The 13448-nt window shown below is 71.7% G+C and carries 9 protein-coding genes; 3 read left to right on the forward strand and 6 right to left on the reverse strand.

Annotated features, from left to right (window positions below; translation table 11 throughout):
• The first annotated feature begins 8 nt into the window (after window positions 1-8).
• Window positions 9-2279, forward strand: coding sequence for an alpha-xylosidase (yicI, locus tag ACIOEW_RS08185; protein ID WP_401962444.1), 2271 nt, complete (start codon window positions 9-11; stop codon window positions 2277-2279).
• A gap of 60 nt (window positions 2280-2339) precedes the next feature.
• On the opposite strand, the gene ACIOEW_RS08190 is transcribed toward yicI, so the two are convergent.
• Both ACIOEW_RS08190 and ACIOEW_RS08195 read right to left on the reverse strand, forming a co-directional pair.
• Entirely contained in the window at window positions 2340-2876 is a 537-nt protein-coding gene (locus ACIOEW_RS08190) for a DUF4232 domain-containing protein (protein ID WP_401962446.1), read from the reverse strand.
• A gap of 237 nt (window positions 2877-3113) precedes the next feature.
• The gene (locus ACIOEW_RS08195) at window positions 3114-4481 is read right to left on the reverse strand and encodes a cytochrome P450 (RefSeq protein ID WP_362542015.1); all 1368 of its coding nucleotides are present in this window, start codon (window positions 4479-4481) and stop codon (window positions 3114-3116) included.
• A 373-nt stretch (window positions 4482-4854) separates the two neighbouring features.
• Here ACIOEW_RS08195 and ACIOEW_RS08200 point away from each other — a divergent pair, with 373 nt between their 5' ends.
• Both ACIOEW_RS08200 and ACIOEW_RS08205 read left to right on the forward strand, forming a co-directional pair.
• On the forward strand, window positions 4855-5424 hold the full coding sequence (locus ACIOEW_RS08200) for a TetR/AcrR family transcriptional regulator (RefSeq protein WP_401962450.1): 570 nt from the start codon (window positions 4855-4857) through the stop codon (window positions 5422-5424).
• Between the two features lie 80 nt (window positions 5425-5504).
• On the forward strand, window positions 5505-6692 hold the full coding sequence (locus tag ACIOEW_RS08205; protein WP_401962452.1) for a GDSL-type esterase/lipase family protein: 1188 nt from the start codon (window positions 5505-5507) through the stop codon (window positions 6690-6692).
• A gap of 381 nt (window positions 6693-7073) precedes the next feature.
• On the opposite strand, the gene ACIOEW_RS08210 is transcribed toward ACIOEW_RS08205, so the two are convergent.
• From ACIOEW_RS08210 to ACIOEW_RS08225, 4 genes are all read right to left on the reverse strand, one after another.
• The gene (locus ACIOEW_RS08210) at window positions 7074-9359 is read right to left on the reverse strand and encodes a PQQ-binding-like beta-propeller repeat protein (protein ID WP_401962453.1); all 2286 of its coding nucleotides are present in this window, start codon (window positions 9357-9359) and stop codon (window positions 7074-7076) included.
• Between the two features lie 141 nt (window positions 9360-9500).
• On the reverse strand, window positions 9501-11081 hold the full coding sequence (locus tag ACIOEW_RS08215) for an aspartate:alanine exchanger family transporter (protein WP_401962456.1): 1581 nt from the start codon (window positions 11079-11081) through the stop codon (window positions 9501-9503).
• A gap of 210 nt (window positions 11082-11291) precedes the next feature.
• Window positions 11292-12122, reverse strand: a complete 831-nt coding sequence (locus tag ACIOEW_RS08220) for a hypothetical protein (protein ID WP_401962458.1) — start codon at window positions 12120-12122, stop codon at window positions 11292-11294.
• The gene (locus ACIOEW_RS08225; protein ID WP_362541997.1) at window positions 12122-13396 is read right to left on the reverse strand and encodes a VWA domain-containing protein; all 1275 of its coding nucleotides are present in this window, start codon (window positions 13394-13396) and stop codon (window positions 12122-12124) included. Before ACIOEW_RS08225 ends, ACIOEW_RS08220 begins: the two co-directional genes overlap by 1 nt.
• Between the last annotated feature and the right edge of the window lie 52 nt (window positions 13397-13448).

Genomic DNA, 13448 nt, shown 5'->3' on the forward strand with positions numbered 1-13448 from the left:
GAGTCCGCATGAAGTTCACCGACGGCTTCTGGCTCATGCGTGAGGGCGTACGCGCCTCCTACGCGACCGAGATCCGCGATCTGCACGTCGGCGACGGTCAGTTCACCGCCTACGCGTCGGTCAAGCACGTCGCCGAGCGCGGCGACACCCTCAACACCCCGCTCATCACGGTCGAATGCTTCTCCCCGGCCGAGGGAATCATCGGCGTGCGCACCACCCACCACGCCGGCCGGGTCAACCGCGGACCCGACTTCGCCTTCCCCGGCCTCGACCCGGCGGCCGCCGGTGCCCGCACCCGGCGGGACGGCGCGGTGACCGAACTGACCAGCGGCCCGCTGACCCTGCGCATGGACGGCGACGGCCCCTGGGGCCTGACCTTCCTCGACGCCGACGGCCGGCGCCTCACCGGCGTCGACGCCAAGGGCACCGCCTTCGCCACCACGCCGGACGGCTCTCACCACATGCTGGCCCAACTCGCCCTGGATATCGGCGAGAACGTCTACGGCCTTGGCGAGCGGTTCACCCCGTACGTCAAGAACGGCCAGACCGTCGACATCTGGCAGGCCGACGGCGGCACCAGCAGTGAACTGGCCTACAAGAACATCCCGTTCTACCTCTCTTCGCGCGGGTACGGCGTCTTCGTCAACCACCCGGGCAAGGTCTCGTTCGAGGTCGGCTCGGAGTCGGTCGGCCAGGTGCAGTTCAGCGTCGAGGACCAGTCGCTGGAGTACTACATCGTCGCCGGGCCGACGCCCAAGGAGGTGCTGGGCCGCTACACCGCGCTCACCGGGCGTCCCGCGCTGCCGCCGGCCTGGTCCTTCGGTCTCTGGCTCACCACGTCCTTCTGCACCTCGTACGACGAGGAGACCGTCACCTCGTTCGTCGACGGCATGGCCGAGCGCGACATCCCGCTCTCCGTCTTCCACTTCGACTGTTTCTGGATGCGCGAGTACCAGTGGTCGGACTTCCTGTGGGACCCGGACGTCTTCCCCGATCCGGAGGGCATGCTGGCCCGGCTCAAGGAACGCGGGCTGCGGATCAGTATGTGGATCAACCCGTACATCGCCCAGAAGTCCGCCCTGTTCGCGGAGGGCGCCGAACTCGGGTACCTGGTGCGCAGGGCCAACGGCGACATCTGGCAGTGGGACCTGTGGCAGCCCGGCATGGCCCTGGTCGACTTCACCAACCCCGCGGCGCGCGAGTGGTACAACAGCAAACTCCGCGTCCTGCTCGACCAGGGCGTCGACTGCTTCAAGACGGACTTCGGCGAGCGCATCCCCACCGATGTCGTCTGGCACGACGGCTCCGACCCGGAGCGGATGCACAACTACTACGCGCAGATCTACAACCGCACGGTCTTCGAACTCCTGGAGAAGGAGCGGGGCCATGGCGAGGCGGTGCTCTTCGCCCGCTCGGCCACGGCAGGCGGCCAGCAGTTCCCCGTGCACTGGGGCGGCGACTGCTTCGCCTCGTTCACCGCGATGGCCGAGTCGCTGCGCGGCGGACTCTCGCTGAGCCTGTCCGGCTTCGGCTTCTGGAGCCATGACATCGGCGGCTTCGAGGGCACGCCCGATCCGGCGGTCTTCAAACGCTGGCTCGCCTTCGGCCTGATGTCCTCGCACAGCCGGCTGCACGGCAACGTGTCCTACCGGGTGCCGTGGGCGTTCGGCGAGGAGGCGGTGGACGTCGCGCGGAAGTTCACCCTGCTCAAGCACCGGCTGATGCCGTACCTGTACGGGGCGGCCGCGACCGCCCACCGCACGGGCGTCCCGATGATGCGCCCCATGCTGCTGGAGTTCCCCGGCGACCCGACGACCCGGATGCTGGACCGCCAGTACATGCTCGGGCCGGACCTGCTGGTCGCGCCCGTCTTCACGGAGGACGGACAGGTCGAGTACTACGTACCCGAGGGCACCTGGACCGTTCTGCTGACCGGTGAGACCGTCACCGGGCCGGTCTGGCGCCACGAGACCCACGGCTTCGACAGCCTGCCGGTCCTGGTGCGCCCGGGCGCGGTGCTCCCGTGGGGCGCGGACGACCAGCGCCCCGACGGCGACTGGCTGGACGGGCTCACGCTGCGGGTCTTCGGCGGGGCGGCCGCCGGTGACAGCACGTCCGTCACAGTGCCGGACCTGACGGGCGAGACCGCCGCCGCGTTCCGGGTGGTGCGGGACGGGGAGGCCCTGACCGTCACTTCCGACGGCACGGACCGCCCGTACCGCGTGGTGGCGGAGACGACGGGAGCCACGGCGGAGGGGACGGGCACGGTGACGCTTTAGCGCGTCTGCGGGGCGGGGAGACACAGCCGTTCACGGCTCCGGCTCCCCGCCCCCGTGCGCTCAGCGAGTAGCCGAGGCCAGCGCCCGGTCCGCCGCGCCTCGCGAGGTGTGCCACAGCGTGGTCACCGGTTCCCAGACGCGGATGCCCCGGTCCATGCCCACCGTGGCCGCACCGAAGGTGGCCCCGTAGTGCGCGGGGTCCGCCGCCACGGACAGGCTGCGGACGACATGTCCCTGGGTGGTGCCGCGAGCCGCCGTGCGCACGGCGGCGTAACCACGCTCGCCCGGCGAGAGCACGTAGGAGCTGCTGGTGGCGGGCGGGACGGGCTGGGCCGAGCCGTCCAGGCCCCGGAACGTGATCGTCGGGATACGGTCCACGACACAGGTGCGGCCGCCCCGGTTGGTGACGGCGATCCGTGCCACGTTGTGCTGCCCGCCGGGGGAGGCGGAGAGCCTGAGGGACTTCTCCTGGCAGTGGGCCGGGCGGACCGACGCCCCGGTGGTGGCCGCGCCGGCCGTGGCCGACGCCCCGGTGGCCGTCAGGGCCAGGGCGGCCGCCGCGGTGAGCGCGGCGGTGAGAGCGGAACTCGGACGCATGATGTTTCTCCCCTTGGATCGACAGCCTGCGGTCGTGGCCTGCGGTCGTGGCCCGAGGGCCCCGGTGGCCGGTACGGCCGACACGGACATTCTGAACGGTATGCCCGGTTCATGGCGATAGTTCGGACATATCGGTTCAGTATCTGTCGCCGTGATGATGCTGCCGTCGCTGCCGTCGCTGCCGTCGCTGCCGTCGGCGCCGCCCGCACCTCGCGGGCGGGCGGCAGCGGGGCGGTGCTACCGCGCCCGGACCGTGGCCAGCACCTCGCGGTCCGGCTGCAACGTCAGGGACGGCACGGGGCCGACCGTGCCCGGATCCACGTCCAGGTCGAAGCGGCGCGCGAGCACCGCCAGGATCAGCACCGCCTCGACCATCGCGAACCGGGTGCCGAGGCAGACCCGGGGGCCGCCGCCGAACGGGAACCAGGCGTACTCCGCGATCTCGTCGCCCGCTTCCGGGTCCCAGCGCTCCGGGCGGAACTCCTCCGGCTCGGGGAACCACCGCTCGTCCCGGTGCGTGGCCCACTGGCTGCTCCACACCCTGGTGCCCTCCGGCATCGGCACTCCGCCGATCCGTGCCCCTTCCTTGGCGACCCCGGTGACCAGCCAGATCGTCGGATACAGCCGCAGCGTCTCCTTGACCACCGCCTGGGCGTAGGTGAGCCGGGCGTAGTCGTCGAACCCCGGCTCGCGGTCACCGAGCACCCGTTCCAGCTCCTCGGTCAGTGCGGCCCGCGCCCCGGGAGTGCGGGACAGCAGGTACCAGGCCCACACCAGTGTCGAACTCGTCGTCTCATGGCCGCCGATGTACAGCGTGACCGCCTCGTCGCGGATCTCCTGGTCCGTGAGCCGCGCCCCCGTCTCGTCGACAGCGGTGAGCAGTCGGCTGAGCAGGTCCGGGCGGTCGTCCCCGCCGTCGCGATGCCGGGCGACGACCCGGCCCACCTCGGCGTCGATGACCGCGGCGGCCTTCTTGATCCTGGCCCGTCCGGGGGTCGGCACCCAGTCCGGCAGCAGTGCGCCGATGCCCGCGAACTCCTTGCCGATCTCCGCCTGTGCCACGTCCATGGCCCGGCCCATCGCCTCGGCGTCCGCGGGGGTGTCGACACCGAAGATGGTGCGGACGGCGATCTTCTGCGTCAGTGCCGCCATCTCCCGCTTGATGTCTATGCGTTCGCCGCCCGACCAGGTGTCCGCGAGCTCCACCGCGCTGTCCGCCATGGTCGCCGCGTACGACCGAACCTGCTTGGGCCGTACGGACGGCTGCACGAGCGACCGCTTGCGCCGCCAGTCGCTGCCGCGCGCCACCACGACGCCGTTGCCCATCACGGTACGGAAGGCGATGCCGAGCGCCGGCTGGTCGAAGGTGCGCTCCGTCTCGGTGAGCAGCTCGCCTATGCACTCCGGATCAGCCACGAAAACACAGGAGTTGGAGCCGAAGCGCCACTGGACCATGTCGCCGTGGGCGCGCAGTCGCTCGAAGAACGCGAGAGGGTTCTTGGCGAACTGCGGCATGTTCCCGAGAAGGGGCAGCCCCTTCGGGCCCGGGACGATCCTGTGGCCGCGCGGCCCGGCATCGACGGCCGGGCCGGTCTCCGTGGACATGAAAGGTCTCCGCTCCCTGGTGGCGCGCCACGATCGGGCGCGCGGCGACATGACTCCGATGGACCCGCTGACCATTTCCCGTCACCGGCCGTGTGGAGTACGTGAGTTGTCGAGGGTAGCCGCGCCGGGTGTTGGAGCACGAGGCGGCCGTGCGGCGCTGCCGGGGCGCCGCCTGGCGGGGTGGCGTTCGAGCCCGCGTCGGCCGCGCAGGAGGTCGCCGCCAGGACGGCCGCGAGTGCGGCGCCTGCTCACGGTGATGTGCTCATGCTCGGCATCCTCGCCTGTCGGAGTGCGCGGGGTCTCACTGATCCGCCCATTTGCCTATAGGTATTAGGCATCTGCATAATGGGTGATGCCAAATAGGGAGATGAGCATGGTGCGTGTGGGGCTGACCGCGGAACGCCTGGCCCGGGCCGGGGCGGAGCTGGCCGACGAGGTCGGCTTCGACCAGGTGACCGTGTCGGCGCTCGCCCGGCGGTTCGACGTCAAGGTCGCGAGCCTGTACTCGCACCTGAAGAGCTCCCATGACCTCAGGACCAGGATCGCCCTGCTCGCCCTTGAGGAGCTCGCCGACCGTGGGGCGGCCGCACTGGCGGGCCGGGCCGGCAAGGACGCCCTGAGTGCGTTCGCGGACGTCTACCGCGACTACGCCCGGGAGCACCCCGGCCGTTATGCCGCAGCCCAGTTCAAGCTCGACCCGGAGGCGGCCGCCGCCAGCGCCGGTGGCCGGCACGCCCGGATGACGCGGGCGATCCTGCGCGGCTACGACCTGACGGAACCGGACGAGACGCACGCGGTCCGGCTGCTGGGCAGCGTCTTCCACGGATACGTCAGCCTGGAGATGCAGGGGGGGTTCAGCCACAGCGCCCCCGACTCGCAGGAGTCCTGGTCACGGGTCATGGACGCCCTGGACGCGCTGCTGCGGAACTGGCCCGCGCCCTGACCGCATTCCCCTGCCGGACGGCGGTGACCGTCGCCCACGGGGACCGAACACTTCAGACGTCACGAGTGGCAGGTAGAGACATGCACGCTGAGCCCAGTTGGATCACCACGCCGATCACCGCGGACCTTCTGCGCGGCGCGCTCGACCTGGAACGCACCGAGCACGGGCTGCGTCCGCACCGGCTGCCCGCCCGGGCCCGCGCGCAGTGCGCCGACGGCCAGCTGGCCATGGCGGAGGCCCAGCCCTCCGGCGTACGGCTGGTGTTCCGCACCCGGGCCACCGCTGTCGAGCTGGACGCGCTGCGTACCAAGACGGCCTACCGGGGCGCACCGCCGCGTCCGGACGGGGTCTACGACCTGCTCGTCGACGGCCGACTGGCCGGACAGGACCGTGCGTCCGGCGGCAACGTCCTCATGGTCGACATGACCACCGGGTCCGCGGAGACCCTGCCCGGCCCGGTCGGCACCGTCCGGTTCGCCGGGCTGCCCGAGGGCGACAAGGACATCGAGATCTGGCTGCCGTACAACGAGAGCACCGAGCTCGTCGCCCTGCGCACCGACGCCCCCGTCGAGCCCGCGCCGGACAGCGGGCGCAAGGTGTGGCTGCACCACGGCAGTTCGATCAGTCACGGCTCCGACGCGGCAAGCCCGACGGCCACCTGGCCCGCACGAGCCGCCTCCCTCGGCGGCGTGGAACTCATCAACCTGGGCCTGGGCGGCAGCGCCCTGCTCGACCCGTTCACCGCCCGCGCGATGCGTGACACCCCCGCGGACCTGATCAGCGTCAAGATCGGTATCAACCTCGTCAACGCCGACCTGATGCGCCTGCGCGCCTTCGCTCCGGCGGTGCACGGCTTCCTCGACACCATCCGCGAGGGACATCCGGACACCCCGTTGCTGGTCGTCTCGCCCGTCCTGTGCCCCATCCACGAGGACACCCCCGGCCCCAGCGCCCCCGACTTCAGCAACCTCGCCGAGGGCAGGATCCGGTTCGCGGCGATGGGCGACCCCTCGGAACGTGCCGCAGGAAAGCTGACGCTCAGCGTCATCCGGGACGAATTGAGCCGCCTCGTGACGCACCGCTCGGCGGACGACCCCAACCTTCACTACCTCGACGGCCGCAGCCTCTACGGCGAGAAGGATTTCGCCGAACTGCCGCTGCCCGACGAGCTCCATCCGGACGCCGCCACCCACCGCCGCATCGGCGACCGCTTCGCCGGCCTGGTGTTCACCGACGACGGTCCGTTCGCCGCCGGCCGCGCCGTCTGAACGGACGGACGGACGGACGACTGGTCCCGGTGCCGGCAGCGGCATCAGCCAGCGGCCGACGGGCCGGGCCGGACGAGCCCGGACTGGTGGGCCGGAATGGCGCTGGAAGCGATTGGGCATCAGGTCCCTGATGGGAGGGACTCGTGGCGGGACGGGCCGTGTCCGCGCGGGCAGGGGCTCCTGGTGTCGCGTGCGGGAAGGGGCCGTCCGTGGTGGCGGCCCCTGCCGGAGAGGCGGGCCGGTGCGGTGGGCGGCGCCCGACCGGGAGGCCGGTCACTGATGGACGGCCCCTGACCGGGTGGCGGGCGGCTGTCAGACAGGTGGCGGCCGTCGCGGTGCGTCCGAACCATGAGGTGACCGCAAGGCGGCGGGCGCCCGGGATCAGCCGGTGAGACGTATGGCGCGCAAGGTTTCCTGGGGGTCCAGGAAGGTGAGCATCCGGCCTGCGGCGAGTGGGGTGCTCCTGCGGATGCTCGACTTGAACTCGCCCTGCCACAGCGCGCGGCCGTCCGTGGAGCGGAGGATGCGGACCGTCTGCCTCTGCTGGAACAGTCTCGCGGTGTGCGAGTGACGGAGCATGGTGTAGTTGCCCGCGGAGTCGATCTCGAGGTCCTCGCCGTCCGTGAACCGCCAGCTCTCCGTGCCGTCCTCGGCGTCGAGGCAGACCGCGCCGTCGGGTGTGGGCAGGACGAAGCCGCCGGGGGTGGACACCGGGTCGTGATCGCGGTCCGCGGAGCGGACCTCCCCCTTGAAGACCCACTTCTGCTTCCCGGTGCGGACATCGACGGCTGTGGGGCTGCTGCGCTCGCCCTCGAGGCGGGGGAGCAGGAGGGTGGTGCCCGAGATGGGGGCCGCCGGGGGAGTCTCGTGCGTGAGGCCGTCGCTGCCGGGTACGGACTTGATCTCGGACAGGGGGATGCGCCACTTCTCCTGTCCGGTGCGTGCACTGCGCAGGACGAGATCGATGCGCTGCTTCTTGTCCCGCTCCTGGAAGAGGACGGCGTCGTCCGTTCGCTGAGGCGCGCTGATGTACTTCCCCAGGTCGCTGTACAGGTCCATGTGGGGCTGCTCCCACAGCTTCTTCCCTGTCGCGCCGTCGAGTGCCGTCGAGCCGACCAGCGCCAGGTCACCGATCGTCCTGATGTTTCCCGGCCCGGACAGCGACCGGCTCCAGCGCTCCTTCCCCGTACGGGCGTCGAAGGCGGTGACGTGCTGCTGGTTGGGGTCGTCGCTGCCGAAGAGGACCAGTCCGCGGTCGAGCACATGCAGGTCGTAGTCGTCCTTGTCGTACGACTCCAGCGTCCAACGGGTCCTGCCGGTGGCGCCGTCGAGTACGTACAGGACCGGGATCAGGCCCTCGTGCTGCTGGGCCAGCGCGACCACGGTGTGGCCGCCGTCGAGCGCGACCGTCTGCGAGCGTCCGTGCAGAGGCCACGCGAGGCCGAGGTCGCGCCTCCACAGACGCTTGCCGCTGTTGAGCGCGAACGCCTGGATCACGGCGCTGTCATGGGCGGGCACGAAGCAGCGTCCGCCGGACAGAATGGGCTGGTCGTAGCCCGCTCCGTCCGAGCCGGGGTCGTACGACCAGGCGAGCGCGTCGTGTTCCGGGCTGCCGGTGAGGTAGACGCCCGCGGAGACACCGACCGCGGCCACCGCCGCGAACCCGGCGCCGCGCCGGAGGAGCTCGCGGCGGCTCAACGGAGTGCGACCGGCCTGCCCCGGGGTGTCGGGACGCGTGGCCGTGACGGTGGGAGCCGCCTCCGGTGGCGGAGCGGCGTCCGCCTGTCCGGGGCGCGGGGACGGCACCGTCGCCGCGGAGGTGCCCCGGCCATCGAGCTCGCGCAGCGCTTCGGCGAGTCCGGCGGCAGAGTCGTACCTGTCACGGGGATCCTTCGCCAGCAGGCGCAGGATCAACCTGTCCCAGGCGGGGGAGACCTCCGGCGCCACGCTGCTCGGCACGGGTGGCGCGTCGTTGAGGTGCGCCGTCAGGAACCCGAGAGTGTCGGGCGCGGTGAACGGCAGCCGCCCGGTGCGGAGTTCGAACAGGACGCAGCCCACCGCGTACAGGTCGCTGCGCGGCTCCGGGTAGCCGCGGGCCTGCTCGGGTGCCATGTACGCGGCCGTTCCGACGACGAGTCCGGTGCGGGTCAGCCGGCCGTCGGCGGCCGAGGGGTCGGCGGCCCGGGCGATACCGAAGTCGAGGACCTTCACCCGGCCCGATGACGCGACGAAGATGTTGGCCGGCTTGATGTCACGGTGCAGGACACCGACGGCGTGCGCCTCCGCGAGGGCCTCGCAGATCTGCCCGCCCCAGCGGGCCGCGTCCGCCCCGCCGACCGGGCCGCGGCGGACGGCGGCCTCCAGGCCCTCCCCGCGCAGCAGTTCCATGACCAGGAACGGTGTACCGCCCTCGGGGGTGGCGGCCGTGCCGAGGTCGTGCACGGTCACGATGTGCGGATGCTGCAGCGCGGCGGTGATCCGCGCCTCGCGCAGGAAGCGGGCGCGTGCCTCGTCGGCGGTGCTGCCGCCGCCCGCGAGCACCGAGATCACCTTGACGGCGACCGCACGCCCCAGGACCTCGTCGCGGGCCTCCCACACCTGCCCCATCCCGCCCTGCCCCAGCAGCCCGACGAGCCGGTACCGGTCGGCCAGTATGCGATCCACCACAGCCCCAAGTCCCCCAGATTGCACCGTGATTCCAGCAAACTGAACGCAGCGTAGCCCAGCATCCGGCGTGCGTACGGCCGGGTACGCGGCGGGATCATGGACCTCAAGGGGTGGAGTGGGCTGAGACGGCGGACGCCGAGCTCAGAGCCCGACGATCAGCTGAATGCAGACGATCTTGACGAGGATGGCCAGCGCGAACAGCGTCGAGTATCCGCTGTTGACGCGGCTGTCGCTGACCCGGCTGTTGGCGTACGCGGTGATCGCCGGGTTGCCGACGTACCCGGACAGCAGGCCCATCGTCCGCTCCCTGCTCTGTCCGAGCGCCTTCGCGATCAGCACCATGAGCGTGTAGCTGACCACCGCCCCGATCACCAGGACGGCCACCAGCTTCAGGCCGAACAGGGAGAACGCGTTCTGGCGGAAGGAGTAGCCGGAGGTGAGGCCGACGACCGCGAGGAACAGCAGCAGCCCGAGCTGGCGAAGCGTCAGGTTGGCCCGGGTCGGCAGGGTCCACACCAGCGGGCCGGTGCGCCGGCGCCAGCCCAGGATCATGCCCATCACCAGCGGCCCGGCACCCGTCCCGAGGGCAAGGGTGGTGGAGCCGACGGTGAACGAGGGAATGGCGATGAGGAAGCCGAGCGTGAGCCCGAGCCCGAGGCTCACCGCGCTCACCTCGCTGACCTTCGTCTCCGTGTCACCGAGATACGTGGAGACCTCGGTGATCCGTTCGCGCGGCATGACCACGCGTACCCGGTCGTCCAGCTGGAGCACCAGGTCGTCATGGGCGAGCATGTCGGCATCGCCGCGACGGACCCGGCTGACAGCAGCCCCGTACCGCTCGCCGAGCCCGAGTTCGGCGATCGTGTGGCCCGCGAGTGCCGGGTTCGTGAGCAGGACCCGGCGGTAGTCGACCGTCCGCCGGTTGTCGAGGAGATGGACGGGGGCGGGCGAGCCAAGCCGCTCGGTCGCGGTGCGTACGTCGTCCTCGCCGCCGACCAGCACGATCAGGTCACCGGGGCGCAGCCGCCCCAGTCCGCGCGCCACCTGTACGTCGCCGCCCTCGGGGCGGTACTCGCTGGCCAGCACCCGGTGGTCCGCGACGCCCGGTACCTCGTCCCACGCCGTCTCGTGATCCACCTGGACCGTACGGGTGACGAGGACGGGCGGCGGCCCGGAGCCGGGGTCGCGGCGGGCCACCCAGCGGCGGCGGGCCGCGATCGCGGAGACGAACAGGATGGTGATGACGACGGCCAGCGGATAGCCGATCGCGTAACCGACCGCGGGCTGCGCCGGATCGGCGGAGGCCTCCTGAGCGGCGGCCAGGCCCGGCGTGGTCGTGCCGATGCCCGCGTAGCCACCGGCCAGGAACGGCCCGCTGATCCCGAAGCCGCTGTGCCCCACATAGCCGACCACGACCGCGGTGAGTGCGAGCGCCACCACCGCACCGGCCATCACCGCCAGCTGGCTGCGCAGTTCACGGAAGAACGCCGGGCCCGATTCGAGACCCACGGTGTACACGTACAGGGCCAGACCCAGTGCCGAGACGCCGGCCGGTACGGCGGGCGCGATGTCCTTGTCGAGTGCCCCGACCAGCAGGCCGACGAACAGGACACCGGCCGCGCCGAGTTTCACCGGGCCGAACCGGACCATTCCGAGCAGGGCGCCGACGGTGATGACGGCGAACACGGCCACCCAGGGATTGTCCGCGAAGAACTGCCACACGGGGTGGGCCTCCCGTAGCGAAGAGCGGGCTGAGCCTGACCGGGTCATGATCTTCGAGGTGGCGGGAGGCTGCCAGTCGGGAGCACATGACGGTGCTTCGGTGCGCCGCGCGCCGCCGGAGGCGGATTCGCCCCGTGTCGGGACCGGCTCGCTCCGGCAGCGCACCACCTGGCGGGCCGGTCGCCCGGCCCGCCCGACGGCGACGCGTCGTCAGACGCCCGGCGGGACCCGGGAGGGGCGGCCGCTGCCGCGCGTCAGCGAGTAGCCGAAGACGGCCGCGAACGCGCCCAGCACCCCGCCGCCGACCGTCCACAGCCAACGGTCGGTCCACCAGCCGGAGGACCAGCCGTCCTCGGGTTCGCCCGCGAGTGCGACCGGGGCCGCCGACGCTCCGTCGGCGGCCTGCTCGACCGAGGACACACCCGGAACCAGCGGCTCGGAGAGGCTGCCGTCGACATCGGCCGCGCCGCCCTTGTCGGCCGCGGTGACCTCGACCTCGGTCCGCACCGGCAGCCCGAGGTCCGCCGAGGGCAGGTCGACGACCGTGAGGCGGACGTAGTAGCTGCCGGGCAGCGGGTCGTTGGCCCACGGTTCGGACCAGGCCCTGACCGTACGCAGGACGCAGGTGAGCTCGACGGTGCCGGCGTCGGCCGCGACCTTGCCGGTCTGCTTCCCGTACATGCAGGCCTGACGGCGTCGCAGCCCGTCGTACACGTCCACCTGCCAGGTCGAGGCGCCGTGCCGGGCGGTGCTCTCCGGCAGGGTGACCTTCGCCCGGACCGTGGCCCGCTGTCCGGCGTCGGCCGGGAAGACCCAGTACAGGTAGTCGCCGGCGGAGCCGCCGGCGGTGGCGAGCTGGTCCTGCTGGAGCGCCGTGGCGGTGCGGAAGGTGGTGCCCGCCTCGGTGGGGCCGGACCCGTCACCGGACTCGCTCGGGCTCGGACTCGACGACGGGTCGTCCGCGACGGCGGCACCCGCCCCGGTCAGCAGGGCGAGCCCGGTCAGCAGCGCACCCGCGAGCACGCGTCTCGTACGGAACATCAGTGGGTCCTCCAGACGGCGAAGCGCCAGCGCGAGATCCAGCCGGTCAGCAGGCCCGCGATCAGTCCGGTCAGGACGAGCACGCCCAGCAGCCACCAGCCGCGGCCGAGACCGAACGCGGCGGCGTCGGCCGCAGCGTCGGGGGCGTCCACCAGGTCGATCGTCAGCTCGACCGGCATGCCGGGAGCGGTCTTCACCGATGCGGGGGCGGAGAAGGAGTTGGAGACCTGGAGACAGACGGTCTCCGCGGCCGGCTTGACGTCGCCGTCCGTGTCCAGTTCGGGCCTGGGGTAGCGCAGACCGGAGGAGATGGCGTCGGTGCGTCCGGTGCCGGACTCCGCGCCTCTGACGATCTCGCGGCCGTGCACGGTCACCGCACGCAGCAGCATGCCGTAGTCGTTGTTGACGGCGCGGTCGGCGAACACGCTCACCGAGGCACGCAGTTCCTGGCCGGGCAGCACGTCCACCCGGTACCAGCGGTGCTCGGCGAACTTCTCGCGGTCGGTGTAGAGGCCCGGCTTGAGCTGCGGGGCGTCGGTGCAGCTGTCCGCGCCCTCGGTCGCGACCGGGGTGACGACGGGTTCTGCCGCCCGGTCCACCAACTGCTTGACGCGGCCGGAGAGTTCATCGGTGTGCTGGATGGCGGTGTACGTGCCGCCGGTGGCCTCCGCGATGCAGGTGAGCTGCTGGCGGATCTTCGCGTTGGGCACCAGGCCGAGCGTGTCGATGACCAGGTGGATGCCGCGTGCCGCGATGTCACGGGCGACCTCGCACGGGTCGAGCGGACCGCAGGTGTCCTCGCCGTCGCTGATCAGCACGATCCGGCGGGTGGAGTCGCCGCCCTCCAGATCGTCGGCGGCCCCCAGCAGGGCCGGTCCGATCGGGGTCCAGCCGGTGGGTGCCAGGGTGGCGACCGCGGTCTTGGCCTCGGTGCGGTCCAGCGGGCCGACCGGGTAGAGCTGCTTGGTGTCCTTGCAGCCGACCTTCCGGTCGTCGCCCGGGTAGTCGGCGCCGAGTGTCCGGATGCCGAGCTGCACCTGCTCGGGCACGGCGTCCAGGACCTCGTTGAACGCCTGCTTCGCCGCGGTCATCCGGGACTGGCCGTCGATGTCACGCGTCCGCATGGAGCCACTGACGTCGAGCACCAGCTCGACCTTGGGGGAGGCTTGGGTGGGGGTTTCATCGGCGGACGCGGGGAGCGCCGAGCCGAGCCCGGCGGTCAGGGTGGCGAGCAGAATACCCACCCCGACCGTCAGCCTTCTTCTTATGATCATCGCCGGATAGTAGTGAACATCAGTTCGCTATCCAAAACGGCCGGTGGCCGTC

The sequence above is a fragment of the Streptomyces sp. NPDC087901 genome (genome assembly GCF_044742205.1).
In the GTDB taxonomy this organism is placed as follows: domain Bacteria; phylum Actinomycetota; class Actinomycetes; order Streptomycetales; family Streptomycetaceae; genus Streptomyces.